Raw genomic sequence first — 24,226 nt, forward strand, 5'->3', positions numbered from 1 at the left:
CGGTGTGCCGGGCCGGCTGATCGCACTGCTGGCCGCCGCCTGCGGTATGACGGTCGCCAACCTGTACTACGCGCAGCCCCTGCTCCCCTCGCTGCGGGACGTCTTCCACCTGAGCGAGGCCACCGCGGGCCTGTTGATCACGCTCACCCAGGTCGGCTACGTGATCGGCATGCTCTTCCTGGTCCCGCTCGGCGACCGGCTGGAGAAGCGCTCCCTGATCACCACCCTGCTGACCGTCACCACCGTCGCACTGGTGGCGGCGGGCCTGGCAACCGGGTTCCCCATGCTGCTGGCCGCCTCCCTGATCAGCGGCACCACCTCGGTGGTCGCCCAGATCCTGGTCCCCTTCGCCGCGAGCCTCGCCCCCGACCACGCGCGCGGGCGGATCGTGGGCCGGGTGATGAGCGGCCTGCTGACCGGCATCCTGCTGTCGCGGGCGGTCAGCAGCCTGGTCTCCGAGCTCGCCGGCTGGCGCGTGGTCTACCTCGGCTCGGCCGTGCTCATGGCCGTCCTGGCCGTGACGCTGCGCGTGGCACTGCCACAGCACGAACCCACCACGACCGTGCCCTACACCCAGGTGCTGCGCTCCACCCTCGCACTGCTGCGCACCCACCCGGCACTGCTGCGCCGCGGCCTCTACCAGGCGGCGATGTTCGGGGCGTTCAGCGCCTTCTGGACCACCGTCTCCTACCTCCTCACCGGCCCGCGCTTCCACTACTCGGCCATCGGCGTCGGCGTGTTCGCCCTCGTCGGAGCCGCCGGTGCGGCCGTCGCCCCGCTCGCCGGACGCTGGGCCGACCGCGGGCACGCACGGCCCGCGACCGGCATCGCGTTCGCCGTCGCCGCGCCGGCCCTCGTCGTCGCGGGCCTCTACGGGCACAGCATCGTGCTGATCGCCCTGGCCGCCGTCCTCCTCGACATGGCCGTCCAGACCACTCTCATCGTCGGCCAGCACACGATCTACCAGCTCGACCCCCACGCCCGGGCCCGCCTCAACTCCGCTTTCATCGCCACCTTCTTCATCGGCGGCGCAGTCGGATCCCAGCTCGGCTCGATCGCCTACCGGGCCGACGGCTGGGGCGCGGTCAGCCTCCTCGGCGCAGCCCTGCCGGTCCTCGCCCTGCTGTACTGGACCACCGAGCGCCGGGCCGCGAGCAAGGCTGCGAGCTCGTAACGCCTGGTTACAGAAATGTGACATACGGTGAGCATGGTGCACTCGGTCGGATCCGTCAGCGCACTGTTCGCTCCCCGGCCGCGGAAGCCGGCGGGATCGTCTCGCGGTCCGGCGGGGTACGTCTGGGATGTGGAGCCCATCCCGCGCGCCGCCCAGTTGGAGGCGCTGACCGGCCTTCTCGACGAGGCGCTCGCGACCCAGGTCGCGACGGACAGCGCGGTGGCTGCCTGCGGTGAACCGGGACCCGTGTCCGCCCAGGTCGCCCGGGACTGCGGCCGGCAGAGCGTCACCCTGCAGCGGCTGCTCGGGCGCCTGCGGCGGCTGCCGGTGACGGACCCCGACCTCCTCGACGCCAAGCTCCACGCGGTCCGCTTGCTCGCCTATCAGCAGTGGATGGTGCGCGAGGCACTGGATCTCGCCTTCACCACGCACCCGGACGCCCGGACGGAGGCCGCGCGGCTCGGCCTCAACGGTCTGGGCCGCCCGGCGGACGACCTGCGCCGTTTGCGGGAAGCTCTGCCAGGCCCGGGCCCGGGCGACGGGGCGTGAGGTGCGTACCGGCCGGCTTCGCCCCCAGCGGAGCGGCGGCAGACCCGGCCCGGAGACCGCATGTGGACGGGCGCCATCACCGCGTCGGGGGACGGATCGGCTCCCGTCCGTGTGACTTGCGGCTGACCTGGACAGACACGCGGACAACACGAGGTGTGGACCGTACGATCGGGCAATGCCCGACACGACCGAAACCACGCCCGGCTGGCTGAGTCCCGACGAACTCGAGCTCGCGCGTGCGCGTATGCCCATCCTGTACGTGGAAGCCGTGCCTGTGCGCGTCGACGACAGCGGTGAAGTCACCAGCATCGGACTGCTGCTGCGGATCGGTCCGGACGGGACCGTCAGCCGCACGCTCGTCTCCGGGCGGGTCCTGCATCACGAGCGGGTCCGCGACGCCCTGCTGCGTCATCTGGAGAAGGATCTGGGGCCCGTGGCGCTCCCCCGCGTCCCTCCGTCCCTGCAGCCCTTCACCGTCGCCGAGTACTTCCCGACCCAAGGGATCACACCGTTCCACGACCCCCGCCAGCACGCGGTGGCCCTCGCCTACATCGTGCCGGTCGCCGGCGACTGCCGCCCCCGCCAGGACGCGCTCGACCTCGTGTGGTTCAGCCCGCAGGAAGCCGCCTCGGCCCTGGTGCAGAACGACATGCCGGGCGGGCAGGGCGTCCTGCTCAAGCAGGCGCTGGCCCACGTCGGCTACCTGGCCTGAACGGCGGGTCCGCCGGCCCGGTCCGCCGGGACTGAGACCCCGGGCCGGCGGTCCCGACGACAGCATCCCGCCGAACGACCAGGAGGCGCCCACGCCCTTGTACGGGCAGCGGCTGCTTGGGCTCCCGGTGTGGCGTGGCGCGCCCCCTCACCCCTTCAGCGACGCGGCCGCCTCGGCCGCCTCCGCCGTGACCTGGGCGGCCGCCCGGGCGGCGCGTCCGGTCACCCGCCAGGCGAGCATGCGCAACGCGGTGGGCGGAGCCGGAGGGAAGACACCGAGCTGACCGAGCATGGTGATGTCGTCGCGCACCGCCTCGTGTCCGACGACCTTGCCGTCGCGCACGTCTAGGACATGGATCTGCTCGTAGTCGATCTCACGGCCGGTGGGCGGCACGGCCTGGTCGAGCGCGCCGTCGCGGAACCGGACGAACGCGCCGGTGTGACGGCCCTGCATGCGCAGCCGTACCCAGACCTGGTCGTCGTTGCGGGCGACGCCCAGGACGGGGAAGCGCAGGTCGCTGAAGGCGTACCGCATCCACGCACCCGAGGCGAGGGTGCCCGCGGGTCCGGGGAGCGCGCAGGCCGGAGGTGCCACGGCCGCTTCGCGGTTACAGAAGTCCTTGTGCACCACATCCAGTGTCAGTGCCGGATCTCCGGTCGCAAGGACCCGGAAGAGCCCGTCGGCCAGTTCCGCGACATCCATACCCATTGCTTCCATGCCTTTCAGCGGTCGTGCGAGGCGTGCGCCTCGGTCGCGGGGACGGACGGGGCAGCACGGGACATCCCCCCTGCTCCACCGCCCGCTTCCCAGATTGAGGTTATAAGGCGCCTAATGAATAGTGCAATCATATGGTCACTTTCACTAGGATGACGGCATGTCCTCTCCTCGCCGCTATGTCTCCCCGCTGCGCGAGCAGGCCGCCGCGCGGACCCGTGCCCTGATCCTCGAGCGGGCCACGGAGCTGTTCGCCGAGCGCGGGTATGGCCGGGTGACCGTCGCGGACATCGCCTCGACGGCCGGCGTCGCGACGAAGACCGTCTTCGCCAGCGTCGGCAGCAAGGGCGACATCCTGGACCGGATCGTCGAACAGGGCGAGCGCGACTCCGGCTACGAGCAGTCCCTGGCGGACCTGCTCGCGCTGCGCACGCCCCAGGCGGTCCTCGAACGGCTCGCCCGTGGCACGCGCTTCGGCAACGAGAGCCAGTTCACGGTGCACGAGTCGATCCGCAAGGCCCTGCCGGTCCACGAGAACGGAGAGGCGCTCTGGGACCGCTACACCGCGGTCTATCGCGCGGTACTGAGCGCCGCCGCCCGCCATCTGCACACGCTCGAACCGCGTCCCCCGTACTCGGTCGAGGAGACGGCGGACCTGCTGTGGTTCTGGTTCGGCCCGTCGGGCTGGCGCACTCTCGTGGTCGAGAACGGCTTGTCGTGGGACCGAGCCCAGGACCTCCTCCACCGCACGGCGGTCGCCACACTGTGCTGAGGGGCGGCATGCCTCCGGCGCGGAACGCGGAGTCTCCTGCCGCCCTGTGCGCCGGCGGTCGGGGCCCTTCCCACACCGCTGATTCAGCGCGGTCGTCAGCAGGCCGTCCCGGATGCACGGCATCGCGAATGTGACGCTGCGCATCCCGGCGCGGGACCCTCGGGCAACGCCGTCCGGCAGCCGGCACAGCGCGCCCACCTGCAAAAAGGCCGGCCCTATCTGAGGCGGTCAGCGGTGGGCGAGAGGGCGGCAACCGGACCCTCACCCACCGATTTGCCATTCCGTGTAGTACGGTGCTCAACCGATAAGCTGCCGGTCTCGGGGAGGGCGCCGTGGCGCTGGAGGCCGCTGGGGTCTCGGATGTCGAGGAGTCGGTGTACCGACTCCTCGTGACGTCAGGGCGGGCCTCCGCCACCGATGTCGCCCACAGGACGGGACTGAACGAGGCAGAGGCCGCTCATGTCCTGCACACGCTGGCCTCCAAGGGGATGGCGAGCCACACGGACGGCAGGCCGCGGTTCTTCCGGGCCACTCCCCCCGACGTGGCGCTCCTGCCGAGGCTGAAGCGCAGCGCCGATGCGCTGGACCTCGCCCGGGCCGAGGCCACCAGTCTGCTCGAGTCCTACCGGGACACCATGCGCAGGCAGGACGCCGGCGAGCTGATCGAGGTCATCACCGGCGCGGAGGCGCTGCGCCAGCATCTGCGCCAGATCCAGGCGAGCGCCCACGACGAGATGCTCTGGTTCTGCAAGGCCCAGTATGTGGCGATGCCCTCGGGCAGCAACACCGCGGAGTTCGACGCCCTGGCCCGTGGGGTGCGCTACCGCGTCGTGTACGAAAAGGCCTTCTTCGACGACGAGGGGGCCGTCGACAACGTGGTGGCGGGCGTGCGCGCCGGAGAGACCGCTCGCGCGGTACCGCATCTGCCTTTGCGCCTGGCGATCGCGGACCGCTCCATCGCCGTCTGCCCGCTCGTACCGGGCGGGCCGCGCGGCAGCGCCGAGGAGCCCACCGCGGCCCTGGTCCGGGACAGCAATCTGCTCGCCGCCTTGATCGCTCTTTTCGAACGCTACTGGGAGGACGCCGTCCCGCTGGGCGTCGACGACAGCGGGTCGGTCTCCGGCACCGACGGGGTGACCGGTCCCGACCCGCTGACCGCCACCGACCTGCGACTGCTCGCCCTGCTGGTCGCCGGTGTGGCGGACAAGGCGATCGCGACGCAGATGGGACTGAGCCGGCGCACCGTGCAGCGCCGTATCCAGCACATGATGGAACTCGCGGGTGCGGCCACCCGCATGCAACTCGCCTGGCACGCGGCCCGCCGGGGCTGGCTGTGACGGCACCCCGCACACGAAGGGCCCCCACCGGCCCCTGCCCGTGAAGGCCCTTCGCTCCGTCGGACGACAGGGGTTCCGATCGGTGCCGGCTGGTGCGCAGCGCCGCCGTCCGGGCCGGGCGGCGTGCCGGTCCGTCCGTCAGCGGCGTGGGCCGTGCCCGGGCGGATGGAACCACCCCAGCCCACTCGTCCGAAGTCGTTGGGCCACGCGTGGCCGCCCGCAGGCACCTCGCCCTCGCCGACACTGGAACTGTCCGGCGCGATGCTGGTGACCAGCCAGTGGAGGAACGTCCCTCCCGGTGCGTCTGGGTCTTCGCCGACCAGGACCAGCTCCGCTGTGCCCTCCGGTGCCGTCGACCAGGTCAAGGGAGACGAGATGTCGTCCCCCTCCCCTGTGAACCGTATGAACATCACCAGGCGGGCGCACAAGAGACCCGATCAGCCCAGTTGGGGCTGCGAGGCCCTTCCCGCTGGAACCCTCATGGAAGCACGCCGACCCGAGAGGGAATACGAAATGCCGACGAGGATCCTGCTGGAGGGACGCCCCGGTGTGGGTAAGACGACCGCCGTCCGCCGGCTGGCCGTGCTTCTGCCCAGCCGCGCCATCATCGGCTTCACCACGGAGGAGATCCGGCAGCACGGCGCCCGGGTCGGTTTCGCTCTACAGACGGCGGCGGGACATCGCGCCGTGCTCGCCCATGTCGACTTCCCGGGACCGCCGAGGGTGGGAAGATACGGCGTCAACCTGGACGTGATGGACCAGGAGGCGCTGCCGGCGCTGACGTCCGCTTCGGCGGATCCGGCGCCTGGACAGCTCGTGCTCATCGACGAGCTCGGGCGGATGGAGTTGGCCTCCGCCTCGTTCAGGGAGGTTGTCCGGTCCGTTTTCGAGGCCGACACTGATGTCGTCGCGACCGTTCACACGCACAGCGACCCGTTCACCGACGCCCTGAAACGGCGTCCCGGCGTCGAACTCATCGCCGTCACCTGTGCGAACCGGGACGCTCTCCCCGGCGAACTGGCGGCCCGGCTGGAGAACCGGTGACAGGCTCGGACGAAGATCAACAATAGCAGGCGAACACGCAGGTCAGCGCATATGCGGGCTTTTGGGGCCCCACACCCAAGCCGCTGCGCGTGTGGCTCAGCCCCGAGCATGGGCCGGCCTTGACCTCGCTTCCGTTCGACCTCTTCTGGGCGACGACGTGGGAGGAGGAGGCCAACACTCCCTGGCGCTCCTACTCGGGCTCACGGAACGGCCGTACATCTCGCGGCGGAGATCGCATCCCACGCCGGATACGGAAGGTCCGTTCTGAAATCCGCCGAGATCGTCGCCCAGGCGAGCGACAGGCCGTTCGCCTGGCACGGCGGCCAGGACACTGACCCCCACCGCGTCTGGGTCGCCGAGGACCACCCGGCCCCGCCCCGCAGCACCACCTCGGCCCCCGACTCGGCCCGCGTACAGCCGACTTTGCATCACTTCGCACATGGGCTGCCGCGCCGCCGGCACGGATGTGGAACCCAGCGATGAACCGGATCGCACAGGCGCCGGAGTTCCTCACATCTGCGCAGCGGACCAACACCAGCGTCCAGCTGTCCGAGGCCGCGATGCAGCACGGGCTGGAGGCCGTGCCATGTGTCTCGCGTCGAGCTTTTGGCTCAGTGATCTGGGTTTGAAAATTGGGGATGCAGGAGCTGGTCGCGGTAGACCTCGAGCGCGCGTGGCCGGCCGGGGCCTCGTGCGGGTGGATGCGGTTGATGACGTGTAGGCAGCCACGTGAAGTGCGCGCCCTGCGGACGACGAAATCAGACATGGGGTCGACCCTCCGCACGACCCCCGCTGAAGGACCGGGAGCAAGCCGACCTCTTGACCAGTAAAAGGAGGGAGCAGCAGGTCACCCGCTCCGGGAGCGCAACCATCTCGACCGGATCGCGCGATGCCCAGTCAACGTCAGTTGACGCTGGCGACGGGGAACAGTGCGAGCACGGGGAGCGATAGAGAGGTCCCAGACTGCTCGCACTGACGCACCAGGGGCCCTCCGAAGAGGGCCCCGACCCGCAGAACATCACTGTCGGGACGACAGGATTTGAACCTGCGACCCCTTGACCCCCAGTCAAGTGCGCTACCAAGCTGCGCCACGTCCCGGTGCGACTCCGCGGTGTTCCGCGTGATCGCGCAGGCCAACCCTACCGTACGAGCCTGAGGGGGTCTCACACGGGCGACCGCGCGGTGGTGGCGGTGGCGGGACTACGGCGGGCCGGCCGTGTCCGCCGACGCCGCGCGCAAGGCCTCCACCAGACGGGCCGCCGGTTCCGGCAGCGGGTGCGGGAGATGGGCCACGACCAGGCGGCGCAACTCCTGCGGACCACCGCGCACGGACACGATCCGTACGCCCGGCGGTGCCGCGGCGGCGAGCGCGGCCGGCACCGTGGTCACCCCGCAACCCGCCGCGACCAGGTGCAGTTTCGCCAGCCAGTCCCGCGCCGTGTGCGCGATCTCGGGCCGCTCGTCCAGTCCCGGCCACACCCCCAGCAGTCTCTCCTTTCCGGACGAGGGTGCAGCGATCCACCGCTGGCCGCGCAGGTCCGCGACGTCGACGGAGTCGGCCCGGGCGAAGGGATGGGTGGCGGGCACCGCGAGCAGCAGGCTGCGTTCGCTCAGCGTCCGCACGGCCAGCGACGGCGCCTCCGTGTCGAGCGGACGGTACGGCGGTTCCATGGCCACCAGCGCCAGGTCGAGCGTTCCGGCACGCAAGGCGCGTACCAGGGCGGGCGTGGTGCCCTCGCGGGTGGTGACCGTGATGGCCGGGTGGGTGCGCCGCAGCGCGGCGACGGCCCGCGGCAGCAGAACGGCGCCCGCGCTGGCGAACCAGCCCAGGCGCACCGTGCCTCCCTCGGTGGGCAGCCCGGCGAGTTCGCGCGCCGTGGCGTCGATCTCGTCGAGCACGGCCGCCGCCCGCCGCAGGACGACATGCCCGGCGGCGGTCAGCCGCACCCCGTCCCGGCGACGCTCCAACAACGGGGCGCCGGCGGCTCGTTCCAGCGACGCGATCTGCCGGGAGACCGCGGACTGGGTGTAGCCGAGGGCCGTCGCCGCCGCGGTGAGCGTGCCGCGTTCGGCGACCTCCCGGAAGACACGCAGTTCGACGAGGGAGACATCGGTGAAGTCCATGAGTTTTACGCATACCAGAGGTGAGGGACTTTCGTTGGACTCATGGTCGGACCGTTCCTAGCGTGGACGCATGACTTCTCCGCGCATCGCCCTTGTCACCGGCGCCAACCAGGGCCTCGGCCGTGCCCTCGTAGCGGGCCTGGCCGCTCGCCTCGGGCCGGACGACCTCGTCCTGCTGACCGGACGCAACCCCGAGCGGGTGGCCGAGGCCACGGCTCGCATCACCGCGGACCCCGCCACCCGGAGCCGGGTCGAGGGCCGGGTCCTCGACGTCACCGACGCCGGCGCCGTCACCCGTCTCGCCACCGGGCTCGACGAACGGTTCGGCGGGGTGGACTTCGTGGTGTCCAACGCCAGTGCCATGCTCACCCCGGACCGTTCCCAGTCCGAGCAGGCGGACGACTTCATCGATGTCGCCAACGGCGGCGCTCGCGCCGTACTGCGCTCGTTCCCGCCGGTGCTGCGCCCCGGTGGGCGATTGCTGGTGGTCGCCAGCTCCCTGGGCACGCTCGGGAATCTCACCCCCGGGCTGCGGCCCCTGTTCGACGGTGCCTCGCTCGACGAGGTCGAGAAGGCCGTCGAGTCCTGGCGGACGGCCCTGCACGCCGGTACGGCCGAGGAACTGGGCTGGCCGCGCTGGATCAACGTACCGTCGAAGGTCGCCCAGGTCGCGGCCGTGCGGGCGGTCGCGGCCGAGCGCCGGGCCGTGGACCTGCCGGCGGACCGGCTGATCGCCGCGGTCTGCCCCGGCCTGATCGACACGCCTCTGTCCCGGCCGTGGTTCACGGACTTCAGCGGGGCGCAGACGCCCGGACAGGCGGCCGTCGCCGTACTCGACCTGCTGCTCACCGAGGAGACGAACCCCGCAACGTACGGCGAACTAGTCCGGTTCGGCCAGGTCCTGGGCCGCTACGACGGGACACCGCCACGGCTTCCGGAGGGACTACTGATCCCGTAGCCGGATCGGGTCGCCGGCGGGGCAGGGGGACCCGAAAGGAGCCGCCGGCTTAGTCGATCGGGTGTGCGAGCCCGGCGTCGTCACCCTTCCCGGGTGAGGAACACGGCGCCCGTCCGGTGCACGCTCACTGGTGAACGGCTGTAGGCAGCAGCCGGGCACCGAATGGAGGTCCACTCATGGCCACCACCCCGTCGCACGACCGCTCGCCCGGCACCCTGGCGGCCGCGACCGGTCTGACCCTGTTCGCCGCCGTGATGCTCTTCATCTCCGGCATCCTCGACATCTTCCGGGGCATCATGGGCATCGCCCGGGACGACGTCTTCATCACCACCCCCAACTACGTCTTCAAGTTCGACCTCATGGGCTGGGGCTGGGTCCACCTGGTGCTGGGGGCGGTCGCCGCGGCAGTGGGCATCGGCCTGTTCGCGCTGTCCCCCTGGGCGCGGGTCCTCGGGGTGGTGATCGCGTCCCTGCTGATCATCTCCAACTTCCTGTCCATCCCGTACTACCCCGTGTGGTCGCTCACGCTGATCGCGCTGTACGGGTTCATCATCTGGGCGCTGTGCGTCGCGCCGAGGGACGCCACCACGCCGCGGTAGGCCGGGCCTGGTTCGCCCAGAGGGACGCTCCCGGGGTGCCGACCGCCCGGCGTACGGCCGCAATGGGAGGAACGGATCCCAAGGAGCGGGAGACCCCATGAGCGCCGTCCAGGACCCCAGCTCCCCCGAACCGGCACAGGAGTGCGAAGGCCCGGTCGGCCCGCGGCGAGAACGCGGGCGCGGCGCGGCACGGATCGCGCGGTGCACGGTCTCGGCGGTCCTGGCCGTGCTCGCCTGTGTGCTGGTGCCGGTCGCCGGTGGCTCACGATCGCGGCGCTGCTGGTCGTCGCGCTGGTCTTCGCGCTGTGGAACCACTCCACCGTGCTGACGGTCGTGCTCCTGGTGCTCGTCCTGCCGGCCGTCCTCGCCCTGGTCGCGCTGCTGGCCGCAAGCGGCAGGGCCACGGCCGACGCACTGACGCGAGGGCCACCCCCGACCAGGGACGCCCGCTGATCGGCCCTCACCCTCCGCAGGTGATGCCCGCACGGACGAGCCACCTCAGCCTGGGCGGCCTCCTCGTGCCCATCCTCACCTGAGGCCTACGGCCACCCGCACCGGGTGATGCCGGCGCTCCACGGCGGACCGACCGTTGGGTGCGTCAGAAGTCACCCCCCCGTCCGCGCCGTCGCACGGACGGGCCGGCGCCCGGAGGTCGTCGTGAGCAATTACCCCCTGCTCAACGCGTTCCTGACCATGCTGTGGTTCTTCCTGTGGGTCCTGTGGTTCATGCTCCTGTTCAGGGTCATCCACGACGTCTTCAGCGACGACGGCCTCAGCGGCTGGGCCAAGGCGGGCTGGACGGTGTTCGTGTGCGTGCTGCCGTTCCTGGGCGTCCTGGCCTATCTGGTCGCCAGGGGCCGGGGCATGGGCGAACGGTCCATGCGACGGGCGCAGGCCCAGGAGCAGGCGTTCCGTTCGTACGTGCGGGAGGCGGCCGCCTCCGGCCCCGCGGCCGGCACGAGCAAGGCCGACGAGCTGGCCCAGCTGGCCGGCCTCCACGACCACGGTGACATCACCGACGCGGAGTACGAGGCGGCCAAGGCCAAGGTGCTGGTCTCCTGAACGGCCGGTCCGGGCCGGCCCGCGGTGCCGTCCGCGGAGGCTGCCGGGGGCACGAGGAGCCGTACGATCGCAAGGGGTTCTCATGCGCTACGAGATCCGCGTCGACGGGCAGATGTCGGAGACGCTGACCAATGCGTTCCCGGAACTGGAGAGCGTCGTGGTGCCCCACCAGACCGTGCTGTTCGGCCAGGTCGTCGACGAGGCACAGCTGTACGGCCTGCTGGCGCGCTGCCAGGCGCTCGGACTGCACGTGGTGGAGATGCGGCGCCTCCCCGAGTGATCCGGGCACCCGGCGACCGGGCAGGCGCACGACGGGCGCGTCAGAGCAGATGCAGTTCGCGGGCCCGGCGCACCGCCTCGCCGCGGCGGGTCGCCGCCAGCTTGCGGTACAGGCTCTTCAGGTGCGTCTTGACGGTGTTCACCGACAGATACAGGTCGGCGGCGATCTCCTCCGTCGACATCATCTGCGCCAGCCGTTCCAGTACCTCGTGCTCGCGCTCACTGAGCGGCTCGGTCACCGGCGCGGAACCGCACTCGGCCGGGTCCGCCACCGGGGCGTGCCCGAACAGCGAGGACGGCAGCCAGTCGTGGCCCTGCGCCAGGTCGGGCCGGTGGCGCACCAGCCGGCGCAGCCACGGACCCGACTCCAGGAACGGCCGCCGCAGGTTCTCCGGCCGCGCCGCGGCGAGGGCCCGGGCGACGAGCTGCTGCGCCTGAGCCGCGTCGCCCAGAGCGTCGGCGATCTGGGCCCGGGCCAGCAGCGTCCGTACCGTGATGGCCGGTCCCTCGCCATGCCCGGCGGGGAGGGCCGCGAGCAGGTCATGTGCCGCTTCGCCGTCACCGGCGGCCAGCCGGGCACGGGCCGCGGCGACGACACTCTCCGGTCCGGCGGCCCGGTCCTCCTCGAGGACCTCGCGCGCGGCCTGTGGACGGCCCTCGGCGAGGTAGGCGCCGGCCATGGTGAGGGCCGTGCGGTCGTCGACCCACGGCGAGGGCTCGGTCAGGGCCGGTAGTCCCTCCTGGTCCTCGAGGAGACGGAGCGCCGCCTGCGGATGCCCCCGTGCGAGCAGGAGACGGGAACGCAGCAGCGCCAGGCCCACGCTGACCAGGGGGTCGCGGGGCAGCGTCGAGGAGGCGGCGTGGTCGAGGTGGGCGCGTGCCACGTCGAGGTCGTCGCGGTCGATGGCGACGGCGGCCAGCACGAGCTGGGCGATTCCGGTGCGGGCGTCGGGCGTCAGTCCCGAGCGCTCGGCTTCCGCGACCGCCTCCCGGGCATGTGCCTCGGCTCGGCCCGGCCAGCCACGCAGGAAGTCGATCAGGGCGAGCCGGCTGAGGCACTCGTGCCGCGGCAACGCCGTCTCCGGTCCCGCGTCCACCTTCGCGGCGGCGGACAGCGAGGACTGGGCGGCGTCGAACCGGCCCGCCCACAGCTGTGCCGAGCCCAGGTCGGTGAGCATCAGTGCGGGCAGTTCCGGGTGCTGGGCCAGCCGCTCGGCGGGCAGGGTGCTTTCCGCCGCCTCCACGTCATCGGCGGCCGCCTCGGCCAGGTCGGCCGAACCGGTCATCCGCGCTGCCAGGACGCGCAGCAGGGCGCAGCTCAGGCGCAGCGGCGCGCACTCGGAGGACTCCTCGGCGGGGAGGTTCTCCTCGACGCGGCGGAGGTGGGCAAGGCCGCGGTCGACGTCGTGGCGGGCCAGTTCACGGGCGGCGCGCACCAGGTCGGCGGCCGGCCCTGAGGCGTCGGGAGGCATCCGTGCGAAGAGGGCGTCGAGCTGCTCGGCGTCCAGTCCGGTCAGCAGCCGCCCGATCGCCAGCTCGTCGACGAACCGGGTGGCGGCCAGCTCCCAGTCGCCCGCGTCCGCCGCGTGCGGGAGGGCTTCGGTGAGCAGCCCTGTCTCGCTCAGCCAGTGCGCCGCCCTGCGGTGGAGCTCGGGTTCAAGCCCGGGGTGCCGGACGCGCAGATGGACCCGGAGGATCTCGGCGAACAGAGGGTGCAGCCGGTACCACGAATGGCCGATGGCCTCGACGAAGGCGTTGGCGCGCTGGAGTCCCGCCAGGATCGCTTCCGCGTCGTCCCGGCCGGTGAGGGCGTTGGCGAGCCCGGGGTGGATCTGTTCGAGGATGCTCGTGCGCAGCAGGAGGTCCTGGGTCTCGGCGGGCTGGGTGTCGAGGACCTCGGCCAGCAGGAAGTCGGCGAGCGTGCTCTGGCCGGCCTCGAAGTCCTTGAGGAAGGCCTCGGGGTCACCGGCGCCCTGCGCGGCCAGGGTGCCGAGTCGCAGTCCGGCCGCCCAGCCGCCGGTGCGCTCCGTCAGGGCCCGGGTCCCGTCCTCCGACAGGTGCAGGCCGTGGCGGCTCAGCAGCTCGGCCGTCTCCTTCGGGCGGAAGGCCAGGTCGGCGCCCCGGATGTCGGTGACCTCGCCGGCCGCCCGGTAGCGGTGCAGCGGCAGCAGGGGTTCCGTACGGCTGATGACGATCAGACGCAGTCCCTGGCCCGCGTGGCGGAGCACGAACTGGAGTTCTTCGGCGACCTCCGCCGAGGTGCCCACCCGGTCGAACTCGTCGAGGACCAGGACCAGGGGCTCCTCCCGCAGACTGAGCTGCGCGGCGAGCCTGGTCAGCAGCGAGTGGTCCACCTCGCCCGGGCGGGCCGGGCTGCCGATGTCGTCCCGGGCCGCCAGCCCGTGTCTCCACAGGGACTCCAGCACATAGGTCCAGAAGACACCGGGCCCGTTGTCCTCGGGCGCCACCGTCAGCCACGCCACCTGCCCGGGGGCTGCTCCCGACGCGAGCCAGTCGGCGACGAGCAGGGTCTTGCCGGCTCCCGCGGGCCCGTTGACCAGCGTGAGAGGCCCGCGCACGCCTTGCGTGAGCCGGTCCGTGAGACGGGGCCTGCGGACGAAGGCCTGTGGTGGGACGGGCACGCTGAAGCGCGCGGCGAGGACCGGATCCCCGTTCGGGGCGACGGGCCCTGCCGGAGGGTCCCGGTGGCCGCCGGATGTCGGACGAGGCATGGCACCCACCACGCACCCCAGCTCGTGTATCGGACAAATCCCCTTTGATCTTCGCCCCATGCCCGCGAAGCCGCAACGGAAGGGGTCCGCGCAGCGCGGACCGGCCTCGCGGGTCGTCGCGTCGGCGGACTCTCGGGCCGCGCCCCCTGTGCGACGGGCGGAAGCTGCACACGCGGGCCCCGTCTCGCGCACGGCGTGTGATGTTCGGGCCCTTGACCGGCAAACAGGCTGGTGAGAAGGGTGACCAGGGCCACCCGCATCCACGGCCGGACCGAGCGCGCCCCCTGTGGCACCACGCCCGGCCGGTGCGCCGGTGTGAAGCGCGGACCCGCGACGAACGCGCGGGTAGGACATCCAGCAAGTCCATGCAGGGCCCCGTCGCGCCTGGCTTCCCGACCTGGCACGCGACGGAGCCCGCCTCAGGCGAACCTGAAAGGAGGAGCGCGTGGCTGCGTCTCCGTCTGAGATGTGCCCGAACCACAGGAGCCCACACTCCCGGTGGGTTGTTGCCCTCGCGGTCACGGTGATCGTGCTGACCGCGTCGGGAACGACCCCGCAATGGATCGCCGTCGCGATCGAACTCTGGGCCTCCGGCCTGCTGCACCGCGACTGACGAACCGCCGTGCCCTCGTCCGCGCACCAGGACGGGGGCACAACCTTCCCGGTACGCAACCTGCGCTCCGCCCCGGGCAGTCGGGGAACGTCCCACATCAGCCGATACGCAACGTGCGCTTCCCCCACACCAGTTGCGCAACGACCCACGCCCCCTTCGCCCGGCCTGCGTGTCCGGACGCGCAACGTCGTTGCAACGTGGCCCGTGCTGGACTCACTGCGTGACCATGGACATGATCCCGCGCGTGGAGCTGACCCCCGCGGCCGCCGAACTGGTGCGGCGGCTGCGGGAGGCCCACGGGCCGCTGATGTTCCACCAGTCCGGCGGCTGCTGCGACGGCAGCGCCCCGATGTGCTACCCCGAGGGCGAGTTCCGCACCGGCGGTTCGGACGTGCTGCTCGCGGAGCTCGATGTGGACGGCGTCGACGAGCCGGTGCGCTTCTGGATGTCCCGGAGCCAGTACGAGGCATGGAGCCACACCCGGCTGATCGTCGACGTCGTGCCGGGCCGGGGCAGCGGCTTCTCGCTGGAAGCACCCGAAGGAGTGCGTTTTCTCATCCGTTCCCGCGTCGTCCAAGCCTGAACACCGTACGAGGCACCACGGTCTGGTGCACTGCCCCTGAGTCCCGAGCAAGTTGACGAGACATCAGGGGGGTACCGTGCGGCGTCGCGACCGACGGTTCAGAACGGCACTGACAGTTCTCGCGGCCTGGAGCGCGCTGGCCGGAGCGGCGCTCACGGGGGCCGCACCGGCCGACGGAGCGCCGAGAACCCGGACGGTCGCGCCCGGCATCCAGTACAGCCAGTTCGACATCCCCGCGGCCCACGGGACGACGCGCGCCCACCTGCTCACCGTCGACCTGCGCAACAAGCACGTACGGGTCGACCTGCTGTATCCGGGGGCCGTCGCGGCGCGGGCCTCGGTGTCACGGCTGGCGGACGCGCAGGGCGCGGTGGCGGGCATCAACGGCGACTTCTTCAACATCTCCGAGACCCAGCGCCCGGGGGTCGAGGCGACCGGCTCGGCCGTGGGGTCCGCCATCACGGACGGGCACACCCTCAAGGCCGCGGTGCCGCGCGGACAGCGCTTCGGACCCGCGCTGCCACCCGGTACGAGCACCGAGGACGTCCTGGGGGTGGGGACCGACCGCACGGCGCGCCTCGACCGGCTGTCCCTCACCGGTTCGCTCATCACACCGGAAGGACGGCTGCCGCTTCGCGGGCTCAACCAGTACGCGCTGCCGCAGGGTTCGATCGGGGCGTACACCGCGGACTGGGGCAGCGCATCACGGGTGCGGGCCACCTGCGGCACCGACACGAACCGGGGCGGCCCGTGCAGCCGCGACACCTACGAGGTGACGATCAAGAACGAGCAGGTCGTCGCCACCGCCGACGCACCGGGCAAGGGTCCCATCGCGCCGGGCACCACGGTGCTGCTGGGCCGTGAGGCGGGCGCGCAGCAGTTGCGCAAGCTGTTCCAGGGCGAGGAGGTTCAGGTGGAGCAGCGCCTGGTGGCCGCCTCGTCCGGCGTTCCCTACCTCTTCGCCATCGGCGGCTTTCCGGTGCTGCGGCACGGCGCACCGGTCTCCGGTCTGGACGGCGCGACATCTGCCGTACGCACCGCGGTCGGCATCCGGGACGGGGGCCGTCGCCTGCTGCTGCTCGCCACCGACGGAGCGGCGCCTTACCGCAGCGGTCTCACCCTCGCCGAAGTCGCTGGAACACTGCGGAAGCTGGGCGCCACGGAGGGCTTCAACCTCGACGGTGGCGGCTCCACGACCCTGGTCACCAGGTCGCCGGGCGCCAGTACGGCGACGGTCCGCAACCACCCCAGCGGAGGCGTGGAACGGTCGGTCGCGGACGGTATCGGCGTTTTCGCCGACTCCTGAGGTCAGGGGCGCAGACCGCCGACGATCTGAGCTGTCGCCGCCAGCCCCTGGTGGATGGTCGGAGCCATGCTCGAGCTGGCCAGAAAGAAGCCGAGCAGCATGCAGATGATGGCGTGCGAGATCTTCAACGCGCCGTTGCGCATGTAGATCACCGCAATGATCAGAAGCAACAGCACCACTGAGATGGAAACGGCCATCGTCAACCTCCTCCGCCACACCCACGGCGCGGCCTTCGGCCGCAAGTTTGGCGTAGCGGAGGGTTCATCCGGGCGGCTGACGTGTCCCCCGAACGTGTGGTTCTCGGTCCGATGACGGGAGTTGGGGAAATCCTCCAGGACCTGCGGAATCGCGCACGGCCCGGAAGCGCACCTTCTGCCGGTGCGCGTACGCCTGTTCGAGGATGCGGCGCGGCTTATTCCGCTCCGTCTCGGGGACCGGCCGTTCCCGAGCCGGTGGCCAAGTGGCGCGATTCGGGCGGAAGTCGGCCGGCCCGCCGCCCCGCGTTCGCTTCCTCGGGGTTGCGGGCACGGGGAAGGCCCGCCCGGCGGCGGACCTTCCCCGGCGGGGTCTACGACGGCGGCTGGAGGTCGACCAGCCCTGCCAGCGCCTGCCGGTGGTCGCCGGCGGTCCCGTACGCGATCGAATCCGCCTTCGCCCGCTTCAGATACAGATGAGCCGGGTGCTCCCAGGTCATGCCGATGCCGCCGTGCAGTTGGAGGGCCTCCTCTGCGGCGTGGACGGCGACGGGCGCCGCGTACGCCGCGGCGACGGCCACCGCGATGTCCGTGTCGCCGTCGCCCGTGGCGAGCGCGTCCGCGGCGTTGCGCGCGGCCGCCCGCAGACTCGCCACCTCCAGCCACTGCTGGGCCAGGCGGTGCTTGAGCGCCTGGAACCCGCCGACGGCCCGGTTGAACTGCTTGCGCTCCTTCAGGTAGCGCACGGTCTCCGTCAGGCACCAGTCGGCGACGCCGAGTTGCTCGGAGGCGAGCAGTCCGGCTCCGGCGCGCAGGGCCCGCCGCACGGCCGCCGGTGCGTCCTCCGTGAGCCGGTGCCCGGCCGCCCCGTCGAAGGTGACGGTGGCGACCGGCCGGGTGAGGTCGAAGGACACCTGCGGGGTGACGGTCACGGCGGGCGTGTCCGTGGTGCGCACCGCGTACAGGGCTCCGTCCCCGGCCGGGACCAGCAGTACGTCGGCCGCGGCCGCGTCGGCGACCGCGGTCACCGTGCCGTGCAGGGTGCCGCCTTCCTGCCGTACGACGCGGTGCACGCCACCCGGCCGGGCGGACAGCCCGACCGCGAGCGCGGCCACGGTCCGCCCGGACGCCAGCTCCGCCAGCAGCTTCACGGCGTCCTCGCCCTCGCAGGCGAGCAGGGCCTCGGTCGCCACGACGGCGCTCGTGAGATACATAACCGGGGCGACCGCGCGTCCCAGCTCCTCCAGCACGACGGCGGCTTCGCGGTGGGAGGCGCCCTGGCCGCCCATGGACTCCGGCACGAGGAGCCCGGCGAGGCCCATGCTCTGCGCGAGCGCCTTCCACAGCGCGAGGTCGTGCGGGGCGTTTGACTCGACGCGCGCGATCACGGCGGCCGCGTCGCAGTGGTCGGTGAGGAGGTCGCGGACGGCCGAGCGCAGCGCCTCTTCCTCCTCGGAGTAGAGCAGGTCCGGCTGCGTCGTCATCGGGCCAGGTCCTTCCATGCGACGTCCTTGTCGGTACGCGGCTCGGCGGGCAGGCCGAGGACCCGCTCGGCGATGATGTTCAGCAGCACCTCACTGGTCCCGCCCTCGATGCTGTTGCCCTTGGAGCGGAGGTACCGGTAGCCCGCCTCGCGGCCGGTGAAGTCGACGAGTTCGGGGCGGCGCATGGTCCAGTCGTCGTACAACAGGCCCTCCTCGCCGAGGAGTTCGACCTCCAGACCGCTGATCTCCTGGTTCAGCCGGGCGAAGGCCAGCTTCATGCCGGAGCCCTCGGGGCCCGGCTGGCCGGCGACGAGCTGCTGTCGCAGGCGCTCGCCGGTGAGCCGGGTGACCTCGGCCTCGACCCACAGCCGGAGCAGTCTCTGGTGCAGGTCGTGGGTGCGCAGTGCGGGGCGCTCGCGCCACGTCCTCGCGACCGGGCCGATCATGCCGCCCTCGCGCGGGATGCGCATACCGCCGATGGACACGCGCTCGTTCATCAGCGTGGTCTGCGCGACACGCCAGCCGTCGCCGATCTCCCCGAGCCGGCGGGAGTCGGGAATGCGGACGCCGGTGAGGAACACCTCGTTGAACTCGGCCTCGCCGGTGATCTGGCGCAGGGGCCGGACCTCGACACCGGGGTCGGTCATGTCGCAGATGAAGTAGGTGATGCCCTGGTGCTTGGGCACGTCCGGGTCGGTGCGGGCGATGAGGATGGCCCAGCGGGCGAGATGGGCGCTGGAGGTCCACACCTTCTGCCCGTTGACCACCCAGTCCTCGCCGTCCCTGACGGCCCGGGTGCCGAGCGCCGCGAGGTCGGAACCGGCGCCGGGCTCGCTGAACAGCTGGCACCACACCTCCTCGCCGGTCCACAGGGGCCTGAGGAAGCGCTCCTTCTGCTCCTCGGTGCCGTAGCGGAGGATCGTCGGCGCCGCCATGCCGAGGCCGATGCCGATGCGCCGCGGGTCGTTGTCGGGGGCGTCGGCGGCCCCCAGTTCGGCGTCCACGACGGCCTGGAGCGAGCGCGGGGCGCCGAGGCCGCCGAGGCCCTCCGGGTAGTGCACCCAGGCGAGTCCGGCGTCGAAGCGGGCCTTGAGGAAGTCGAGGCGGCCGGTGCCGGCAGGCGGGTGCGCGGCCAGCAACTCGCGGGTGCGGCGGCGTAGTTCGGCTGCGTCGGTCATGCGGCTGCTCCGTTCTGCGGTACGACCGCGATCCGGCCGGTGGTCACGCCGTCCGCGACGCGCTGTACGGCGGACGCGGCCTCGCCGAGCGGCACCCGCTCGCTCACCAGGGGCTTGACGGCGCCCCGGGCCGCCAGTTCGGTGAGCTGCTCGTGGCAGTGCTGGATCAGCTTCGGGTTCTTGGTGTTGTACAGGCCCCAGTGCAGGCCGAGGATCGCGTAGTTCTTGATCAGGGCGTGGTTGAGCGCGGGGCTGGGAATGGACCCGCTGGCGAAGCCCACGACGACGATCCGCCCCTCGAAGGCGACGGTCTTCGCGGACTGTGCGTACGCCTCGCCGCCGACCGGGTCGTAGATCACATCGGCGCCCCGGCCGCCGGTGGCCTCCTTCACGGCCGCGACGACATCCTGCGCGCGCCGGTCGATCACGACGTCGCAGCCCAGTTCCCGGGCCACGGCGGCCTTGCCTGCGCCGCCGACGACACCGATGACGGTGGCGCCCGCCGCCTTGCCGAGCTGCACGGCCGCGCTGCCGACCCCTCCGGCGGCGGCGTGGACGAGCAGCGTCTCGCCCGCCTCCAGACGGGCCCGGCGGTGCAGGCCGAACCAGCCCGTCTGGTAGCCGATGTGCAGGGCCGCGGCCTCCGCGTCGTCGAGGGAGTCGGGGGCGGGCAGCACGGCCGCGGCATCCGCGAGGGTGTACTCGGCGAAACCGCCGTACGGCAGCGCGGGATTGGCGATCACCCGGCGGCCGTCCTCGGTCTCGCCGCAGATCTCCACACCCGGGGTGAACGGCAGTGGGGGCCTGACCTGGTACTGGCCGCGGCACAGCAGCGCGTCCGGGAAGTTGATGTTCGCGGCCCGCACCTTGAGCAGGACCTGGCCGTCGCCCGGCGTGGGCCGGTCCACCTCGTTCAGCCGCATCACCTCGCCCGGCTCGCCGTTCTCGTGCACTTGCCATGCCTGCATGCGGGGCCTCCAGCTTGTTCTGTTCGCCTCGGGAGCGCCTCGGCCGGTGCCGGGAGACCTCGCCCGCGCTCAGCCGGGGGACCCCGGGCTCTCTCGCCTCCGACGCGCCCCTTCGGCTCACATCGTGTCCGACCGGGCTCGGACGCATACTAAGCGGTCGCTTGCCGATCAGGGAACAGCCGCGTGCGTCACGGCAGAGGTGTCACGGACGGCTCGGCCGCGCCCGCACATGCATCCGCTCCCCCTGCGGCCCGAAGAGGCTGAGGAACTCCACCGGCCCCTCTCCCGTCGACCCGAACCAGTGCGGCACCCGTGTGTCGAACTCGGCCGCCTCACCCGCCGTGAGCACCACGTCGTGCTCCCCCAGCACAAGCCGCAGCCGGCCCGAGAGCACATACACCCACTCGTAGCCCTCGTGTGTCCGCGGGTCCGGTTCGAGCTTCCGCTTCGGTTCGAGCACCTTGAAGGCCTGCAGGCCGCCGGGCTGCCGGGTGAGCGGCCAGTGTGTGCGCCCGTGCCGCACGATCGGCCTGGCCCGCACGCGCGGGTCGCCGACCGGCGGAACACCCACCAGCTCGTCCAGCGGCACCTGGTGGGCCTGGGCGATCGGCAGCAGCAGTTCGAGGCTGGGCTTGCGCAGGCCGGACTCCAGGCGCGAGAGGGTGCTGACGGAGATGCCTGTCGCCTCGGCGAGCGCCGCCAGGGTCACCTCCCGCTCCTTGCGAATCCGCCGCAGGCGCGGGCCCACGTCGGCCAGAACGTCATCGGTGCTCATGGCCGTATTGTCGCGCGCCTTGCTGAATCAGCAAAGAAGTTTGTCGATTCGGCACCGTCCGGGCGACCTTCTCCTCGGAGGTGGTCAACCCATGACCGAGAAGTACGAAGTGGTTGTCGTCGGAGGCGGCGCGGCCGGACTGTCGGCGGCTCTGGTCCTCGGGCGGGCACGGCGCCGCACGCTCGTGGTGGACGCCGGTGAGCCGCGCAACGCGCCCGCTGCCCATATGCACGGCTATCTGTCGCGTGACGGCATGCCGCCGGCCGAGTTCCTCGCCGTGGGGCGTGAGGAGATCGCCCGGTACGGCGTGGACCTGGTCCGGGACCGGGCGATGAACGCCGTCCGGGACGCGGACGGCGAGTTCGGCGTGACGCTCGCCTCGGGGCGGACCGTGCACGCCCGGCGTCTGGTGGTCGCGACCGGACTGAAGGACGAACTGCCCGCGGTGCCCGGCGTCGCCGAGCGCTTCGGACGCGATGTGCTGCACTGCCCGTACTGCCATGGCTGGGAGGTGCGCGACCTGCCGTTCGGTGTGCTCGCCTCGACTCCGATGAGCGTCCACCAGGCCCTGATGGTCTCCCAGTGGTCGAAGGACGTGACCCTGTTCCTGCACACGGTCGCCGAGGACGACATCCCGGACCAGGACCTGCGCAGGCTCGCCGCCGCCGGGGTGGCGGTGGTGCCCGGTGAGGTCGCCGGGCTCGAGGTGGACGACGACCGGCTCACCGGGGTGCGGCTCGCGGACGGTACGGCCCACGAGCGCTCGGTGCTGTTCGTGGCGCCGCGTGCCGTGCCGCAGACCGCTCTGTTCGAGCAGCTGGGCGCCGAGCTGAGCGAGACCCCGTTCGGCACCTATCCCGTGGTCGACGAGAGGGGTCTGACGACCGTGCCCGGTCTGTGGGCGGCGGGCAACGCCAGCGGGTTCGCCGAGCAGGTGGTGAACGCCGCCAGCCGGGGATACCGGGCCGGTGCCGCGATCAACGGCGAGCTGCTCATGACCCACCTGGACGCGACCGCGGGGGTGTAGACCGAGCCTCGTCGGTGCACCATGACTGCATGCTGCTGAGCCGGCTCGCCCGTGTGTCCCGGGAGGTCGCCGCCACGTCGGCGCGGTCCAGGAAGATCGCGCTGCTCGGCGAGCTGTTCCGGGTCGCCGACGCGGAGGACGTCCCGGTCGTCATCCCGTATCTGGCCGGGCGCCTGCCGCAGGGGCGGCTCGGCATCGGCTGGAAGCTGCTCGGTCAGCCGGTGGCACCCGCCGCCGAGCCGAGCCTCACCGTCCGCGACGTGGACGCCCGGCTGACCCGGATCGGTGGGGTCACCGGCACCGGCTCGCAGTCCGAACGCAAGCGGCTGGTCGGCGAGCTGATGGCGACGGCCACCGAGGACGAGCAGCGGTTCCTGGTCGGGCTGCTCACCGGTGAGGTGCGGCAGGGCGCGCTCGACGCCCTCGCCGTCGAAGGGCTGGCCGAGGCGACGGGGGCGGATCCGGTGGACGTGCGCCGGGCCGTCATGCTCACCGGATCGCTGCAGACCGTGGCGCAGACACTGCTCGAGCAGGGGCCGGCCGCCCTGGACCGGTTCCGGCTCACAGTGGGCCGCCCGGTCCTGCCGATGCTCGCGCAGACCGCGTCGTCGGTCGCCGAGGCCGTGGAGAAGCTGGGCGCGTGCGCCGTCGAGGAGAAGCTCGACGGCATCCGCGTCCAGGTCCACCGGGACGGCGCCGAGGTCCGCGTCCACACCCGGACCCTCGACGACATCACCGACCGACTGCCGGAGGTGACCTCGGCCGCCCTGGAACTGGCCGGCGAGCGGTTCATCCTGGACGGCGAGGTCATCGCCCTGGACGAGCAGGGGCGGCCGCGCTCGTTCCAGCAGACCGCCGGGCGGGTCGGCTCCCGGGTGGACGTGCCGACCGCCGCCGCGGCCGTCCCCGTCTCCCCTGTCTTCTTCGACGCGCTGTCCGTGGACGGCCGGGACCTGCTGGACCTGCCGTTCCGCGACCGCCACGCCGAGCTGGCCCGGCTCGCACCGGAGCCGATGCGGGTGCGGCGCACGGTGGTGGACGGGCCCGGGGATGTCGCCGCCGCGGAGGACTTCCTCGCCGAGACCCTTGAGCGGGGCCACGAAGGCGTGGTGGTCAAGGCGCTCGGCGCCCCCTACGGCGCGGGCCGGCGCGGTGCCTCCTGGCTCAAGGTGAAGCCGGTGCACACCCTCGACCTGGTGGTGCTGGCCGCGGAGTGGGGCCACGGCCGGCGCACCGGCAAGCTCTCCAACCTGCACCTGGGCGCGCGCAACCCGGACGGCTCCTTCGCCATGCTCGGCAAGACGTTCAAAGGCATGACGGACGCGATGCTCACCTGGCAGACCGAGCGGCTGAAGGAACTGGCGGTGGACGACAACGGCTGGGTGGTGACCGTACGCCCCGAACTCGTGGTCGAGATCGCGTACGACGGACTGCAGCGGTCGAGCCGCTACCCGGCGGGCGTGACCCTGCGGTTCGCCCGGGTCGTGCGCTACCGGGAGGACAAGCGGCCGGAGGAGGCCGACACCGTGCGGACTCTGCTGGACGCCCACCCGGGCGTGGCACCGTGAGCGAACGGGCCAGGCGCAGCGCGGGTCTGCTGTTGTTCCGGCGCGGCGACCAGCATCTGGAGGTCCTGCTCGGTCATATGGGCGGCCCGTTCTTCGCCCGCCGCGACGCCGGGGCGTGGACGATGCCCAAGGGCGAGTACGAGCCCGGGGAATCCCCCTGGGAGGCCGCGCGCCGCGAGTTCCAGGAGGAGCTCGGGCTGCCGCCGCCCGACGGGCAGGCCGTCTCTCTGGGCGAGGTGCGGCAGGCGGGCGGCAAGCTCGTCACGGCATGGGCGATCGAGGCGGACCTGGATCCCGCGATCATCGAGCCGGGCACCTTCACCATGGAGTGGCCGCCGAGGTCGGGGCGCCTGCGGGAGTTCCCCGAACTGGACCGCGTGGCGTGGTTCGCTCTGGACCGGGCCCGGGACGTGATCGTGAAGGCACAGGCCGCGTTTCTCGACCGGCTGATGGAGCACTCGGGCTGAACACGGC

24 protein-coding genes, 1 tRNA gene and 1 pseudogene are annotated in these 24,226 nt (G+C 72.1%); 16 read left to right on the forward strand and 10 right to left on the reverse strand.

The genetic code is table 11. The features are described 5' to 3' along the window. The first annotated feature begins 4 nt into the window (after positions 1-4). The 3 genes from ABZ904_RS11355 (at position 5) to ABZ904_RS11365 (ending at position 2,435) form a co-directional block, all read left to right on the forward strand. Complete coding sequence (locus ABZ904_RS11355) at positions 5-1,174, forward strand: MFS transporter (RefSeq protein WP_359391400.1); 1,170 nt, start codon at positions 5-7, stop codon at positions 1,172-1,174. A 129-nt stretch (positions 1,175-1,303) separates the two neighbouring features. After that, positions 1,304-1,723 carry a hypothetical protein gene (locus ABZ904_RS11360; protein ID WP_360998220.1) on the forward strand — a complete coding sequence of 140 codons (420 nt, stop codon included), beginning with the start codon at positions 1,304-1,306 and terminating at the stop codon, positions 1,721-1,723. A 175-nt stretch (positions 1,724-1,898) separates the two neighbouring features. Continuing rightward, positions 1,899-2,435, forward strand: a complete 537-nt coding sequence (locus ABZ904_RS11365) for an NUDIX hydrolase family protein (RefSeq protein WP_359391396.1) — start codon at positions 1,899-1,901, stop codon at positions 2,433-2,435. Between the two features lie 147 nt (positions 2,436-2,582). Here the strand turns inward: ABZ904_RS11365 and ABZ904_RS11370 are convergent, their stop codons facing one another. Next, positions 2,583-3,137 carry an ester cyclase gene (locus ABZ904_RS11370; protein ID WP_361822612.1) on the reverse strand — a complete coding sequence of 185 codons (555 nt, stop codon included), beginning with the start codon at positions 3,135-3,137 and terminating at the stop codon, positions 2,583-2,585. Positions 3,138-3,309: 172 nt separating this feature from the next. Between ABZ904_RS11370 and ABZ904_RS11375 the strand changes: the two genes are divergently transcribed. Continuing rightward, positions 3,310-3,921: a helix-turn-helix domain-containing protein gene (locus ABZ904_RS11375; protein WP_359391392.1), complete on the forward strand. Its 612-nt coding sequence runs from the start codon at positions 3,310-3,312 to the stop codon at positions 3,919-3,921. Between the two features lie 332 nt (positions 3,922-4,253). After that, a complete protein-coding gene (locus ABZ904_RS11380; protein WP_359391390.1) occupies positions 4,254-5,258 on the forward strand; it encodes a helix-turn-helix domain-containing protein in 1,005 nt (334 codons plus the stop codon). 212 nt (positions 5,259-5,470) lie between these two features. On the opposite strand, the pseudogene ABZ904_RS11385 reads toward ABZ904_RS11380, so the two are convergent. Further along, positions 5,471-5,668, reverse strand: a pseudogene (locus ABZ904_RS11385) (YbhB/YbcL family Raf kinase inhibitor-like protein); the annotation flags it as partial. Positions 5,669-5,771: 103 nt separating this feature from the next. Between ABZ904_RS11385 and ABZ904_RS11390 the strand changes: the two are divergent. Continuing rightward, complete coding sequence (locus ABZ904_RS11390) at positions 5,772-6,302, forward strand: NTPase (protein WP_359391388.1); 531 nt, start codon at positions 5,772-5,774, stop codon at positions 6,300-6,302. A 1,024-nt stretch (positions 6,303-7,326) separates the two neighbouring features. Here the strand turns inward: ABZ904_RS11390 and ABZ904_RS11395 are convergent. Both ABZ904_RS11395 and ABZ904_RS11400 read right to left on the reverse strand, forming a co-directional pair. Further along, positions 7,327-7,400 (reverse strand) — tRNA-Pro (locus ABZ904_RS11395). 102 nt (positions 7,401-7,502) lie between these two features. Continuing rightward, positions 7,503-8,426 (reverse strand): LysR family transcriptional regulator, encoded by a 924-nt coding sequence (locus ABZ904_RS11400; RefSeq protein WP_361822617.1) that lies wholly within the window; start codon positions 8,424-8,426, stop codon positions 7,503-7,505. Between the two features lie 70 nt (positions 8,427-8,496). Here ABZ904_RS11400 and ABZ904_RS11405 point away from each other — a divergent pair, with 70 nt between their 5' ends. From ABZ904_RS11405 to ABZ904_RS11425, 5 genes are all read left to right on the forward strand, one after another. Continuing rightward, complete coding sequence (locus tag ABZ904_RS11405; protein WP_361822620.1) at positions 8,497-9,384, forward strand: SDR family NAD(P)-dependent oxidoreductase; 888 nt, start codon at positions 8,497-8,499, stop codon at positions 9,382-9,384. A 176-nt stretch (positions 9,385-9,560) separates the two neighbouring features. After that, on the forward strand, positions 9,561-9,983 hold the full coding sequence (locus ABZ904_RS11410) for a hypothetical protein (protein ID WP_361822623.1): 423 nt from the start codon (positions 9,561-9,563) through the stop codon (positions 9,981-9,983). Positions 9,984-10,184: 201 nt separating this feature from the next. Continuing rightward, positions 10,185-10,436 (forward strand): hypothetical protein, encoded by a 252-nt coding sequence (locus ABZ904_RS11415; protein ID WP_361822624.1) that lies wholly within the window; start codon positions 10,185-10,187, stop codon positions 10,434-10,436. A 204-nt stretch (positions 10,437-10,640) separates the two neighbouring features. Next, positions 10,641-11,045 (forward strand): SHOCT domain-containing protein, encoded by a 405-nt coding sequence (locus ABZ904_RS11420; RefSeq protein WP_359391377.1) that lies wholly within the window; start codon positions 10,641-10,643, stop codon positions 11,043-11,045. A gap of 82 nt (positions 11,046-11,127) precedes the next feature. Further along, positions 11,128-11,325 carry a hypothetical protein gene (locus ABZ904_RS11425; protein WP_359391375.1) on the forward strand — a complete coding sequence of 66 codons (198 nt, stop codon included), beginning with the start codon at positions 11,128-11,130 and terminating at the stop codon, positions 11,323-11,325. A gap of 40 nt (positions 11,326-11,365) precedes the next feature. Here the strand turns inward: ABZ904_RS11425 and ABZ904_RS11430 are convergent, their stop codons facing one another. Beyond that, positions 11,366-14,056 carry a LuxR C-terminal-related transcriptional regulator gene (locus ABZ904_RS11430; RefSeq protein WP_360998265.1) on the reverse strand — a complete coding sequence of 897 codons (2,691 nt, stop codon included), beginning with the start codon at positions 14,054-14,056 and terminating at the stop codon, positions 11,366-11,368. 839 nt (positions 14,057-14,895) lie between these two features. On the opposite strand from ABZ904_RS11430, the gene ABZ904_RS11435 reads away from it, so the two are divergent. Both ABZ904_RS11435 and ABZ904_RS11440 read left to right on the forward strand, forming a co-directional pair. Continuing rightward, positions 14,896-15,252 carry a DUF779 domain-containing protein gene (locus ABZ904_RS11435; RefSeq protein WP_360998297.1) on the forward strand — a complete coding sequence of 119 codons (357 nt, stop codon included), beginning with the start codon at positions 14,896-14,898 and terminating at the stop codon, positions 15,250-15,252. A 76-nt stretch (positions 15,253-15,328) separates the two neighbouring features. Continuing rightward, positions 15,329-16,558, forward strand: a complete 1,230-nt coding sequence (locus tag ABZ904_RS11440) for a phosphodiester glycosidase family protein (RefSeq protein ID WP_361822627.1) — start codon at positions 15,329-15,331, stop codon at positions 16,556-16,558. A gap of 2 nt (positions 16,559-16,560) precedes the next feature. Here ABZ904_RS11440 and ABZ904_RS11445 read toward each other — a convergent pair whose 3' ends face one another. The 5 genes from ABZ904_RS11445 to ABZ904_RS11465 form a co-directional block, all read right to left on the reverse strand. Then, positions 16,561-16,755: a hypothetical protein gene (locus tag ABZ904_RS11445; RefSeq protein ID WP_361822629.1), complete on the reverse strand. Its 195-nt coding sequence runs from the start codon at positions 16,753-16,755 to the stop codon at positions 16,561-16,563. Positions 16,756-17,126: 371 nt separating this feature from the next. Beyond that, the gene (locus ABZ904_RS11450) at positions 17,127-18,236 is read right to left on the reverse strand and encodes an acyl-CoA dehydrogenase family protein (RefSeq protein ID WP_361822632.1); all 1,110 of its coding nucleotides are present in this window, start codon (positions 18,234-18,236) and stop codon (positions 17,127-17,129) included. Next, on the reverse strand, positions 18,233-19,414 hold the full coding sequence (locus tag ABZ904_RS11455) for an acyl-CoA dehydrogenase family protein (protein WP_360998271.1): 1,182 nt from the start codon (positions 19,412-19,414) through the stop codon (positions 18,233-18,235). Before ABZ904_RS11455 ends, ABZ904_RS11450 begins: the two co-directional genes overlap by 4 nt. Continuing rightward, positions 19,411-20,382, reverse strand: coding sequence for an NADPH:quinone oxidoreductase family protein (locus ABZ904_RS11460; RefSeq protein WP_359391363.1), 972 nt, complete (start codon positions 20,380-20,382; stop codon positions 19,411-19,413). Before ABZ904_RS11460 ends, ABZ904_RS11455 begins: the two co-directional genes overlap by 4 nt. Positions 20,383-20,584: 202 nt before the next feature. Next, positions 20,585-21,157 carry an XRE family transcriptional regulator gene (locus tag ABZ904_RS11465; protein WP_359391361.1) on the reverse strand — a complete coding sequence of 191 codons (573 nt, stop codon included), beginning with the start codon at positions 21,155-21,157 and terminating at the stop codon, positions 20,585-20,587. A gap of 91 nt (positions 21,158-21,248) precedes the next feature. Between ABZ904_RS11465 and ABZ904_RS11470 the strand changes: the two genes are divergently transcribed. From ABZ904_RS11470 to ABZ904_RS11480, 3 genes are read left to right on the forward strand one after another with little or no spacing between them, the layout of a single operon-like run. After that, positions 21,249-22,184: an NAD(P)/FAD-dependent oxidoreductase gene (locus ABZ904_RS11470; protein ID WP_361822637.1), complete on the forward strand. Its 936-nt coding sequence runs from the start codon at positions 21,249-21,251 to the stop codon at positions 22,182-22,184. 29 nt (positions 22,185-22,213) lie between these two features. Continuing rightward, on the forward strand, positions 22,214-23,752 hold the full coding sequence (locus ABZ904_RS11475) for an ATP-dependent DNA ligase (RefSeq protein WP_361822640.1): 1,539 nt from the start codon (positions 22,214-22,216) through the stop codon (positions 23,750-23,752). Further along, positions 23,749-24,219: an NUDIX domain-containing protein gene (locus ABZ904_RS11480; protein ID WP_361822643.1), complete on the forward strand. Its 471-nt coding sequence runs from the start codon at positions 23,749-23,751 to the stop codon at positions 24,217-24,219. Before ABZ904_RS11475 ends, ABZ904_RS11480 begins: the two co-directional genes overlap by 4 nt. Positions 24,220-24,226: the final 7 nt, after the last annotated feature.

It is taken from the genome of Streptomyces sp. NPDC046900, from assembly GCF_040644975.1.
GTDB lineage: Bacteria > Actinomycetota > Actinomycetes > Streptomycetales > Streptomycetaceae > Streptomyces.

What these genes read in the sequence shown, in the direction of transcription:
- ABZ904_RS11445 (WP_361822629.1), bottom strand. Translation starts at nt 16,755, where the DNA reads ATGGCCGTTTCCATCTCAGTGGTGCTGTTGCTTCTGATCATTGCGGTG.
- ABZ904_RS11450 (WP_361822632.1), bottom strand. Translation starts at nt 18,236, where the DNA reads ATGACGACGCAGCCGGACCTGCTCTACTCCGAGGAGGAAGAGGCGCTG.
- ABZ904_RS11425 (WP_359391375.1), top strand. Translation starts at nt 11,128, where the DNA reads ATGCGCTACGAGATCCGCGTCGACGGGCAGATGTCGGAGACGCTGACC.
- ABZ904_RS11455 (WP_360998271.1), bottom strand. Translation starts at nt 19,414, where the DNA reads ATGACCGACGCAGCCGAACTACGCCGCCGCACCCGCGAGTTGCTGGCC.
- ABZ904_RS11460 (WP_359391363.1), bottom strand. Translation starts at nt 20,382, where the DNA reads ATGCAGGCATGGCAAGTGCACGAGAACGGCGAGCCGGGCGAGGTGATG.
- ABZ904_RS11470 (WP_361822637.1), top strand. Translation starts at nt 21,249, where the DNA reads ATGACCGAGAAGTACGAAGTGGTTGTCGTCGGAGGCGGCGCGGCCGGA.
- ABZ904_RS11405 (WP_361822620.1), top strand. Translation starts at nt 8,497, where the DNA reads ATGACTTCTCCGCGCATCGCCCTTGTCACCGGCGCCAACCAGGGCCTC.
- ABZ904_RS11370 (WP_361822612.1), bottom strand. Translation starts at nt 3,137, where the DNA reads ATGGATGTCGCGGAACTGGCCGACGGGCTCTTCCGGGTCCTTGCGACC.
- ABZ904_RS11365 (WP_359391396.1), top strand. Translation starts at nt 1,899, where the DNA reads ATGCCCGACACGACCGAAACCACGCCCGGCTGGCTGAGTCCCGACGAA.
- ABZ904_RS11390 (WP_359391388.1), top strand. Translation starts at nt 5,772, where the DNA reads ATGCCGACGAGGATCCTGCTGGAGGGACGCCCCGGTGTGGGTAAGACG.
- ABZ904_RS11375 (WP_359391392.1), top strand. Translation starts at nt 3,310, where the DNA reads ATGTCCTCTCCTCGCCGCTATGTCTCCCCGCTGCGCGAGCAGGCCGCC.
- ABZ904_RS11400 (WP_361822617.1), bottom strand. Translation starts at nt 8,426, where the DNA reads ATGGACTTCACCGATGTCTCCCTCGTCGAACTGCGTGTCTTCCGGGAG.
- ABZ904_RS11430 (WP_360998265.1), bottom strand. Translation starts at nt 14,056, where the DNA reads ATGCCTCGTCCGACATCCGGCGGCCACCGGGACCCTCCGGCAGGGCCC.
- ABZ904_RS11465 (WP_359391361.1), bottom strand. Translation starts at nt 21,157, where the DNA reads ATGAGCACCGATGACGTTCTGGCCGACGTGGGCCCGCGCCTGCGGCGG.
- ABZ904_RS11435 (WP_360998297.1), top strand. Translation starts at nt 14,896, where the DNA reads ATGGACATGATCCCGCGCGTGGAGCTGACCCCCGCGGCCGCCGAACTG.
- ABZ904_RS11410 (WP_361822623.1), top strand. Translation starts at nt 9,561, where the DNA reads ATGGCCACCACCCCGTCGCACGACCGCTCGCCCGGCACCCTGGCGGCC.
- ABZ904_RS11475 (WP_361822640.1), top strand. Translation starts at nt 22,214, where the DNA reads ATGCTGCTGAGCCGGCTCGCCCGTGTGTCCCGGGAGGTCGCCGCCACG.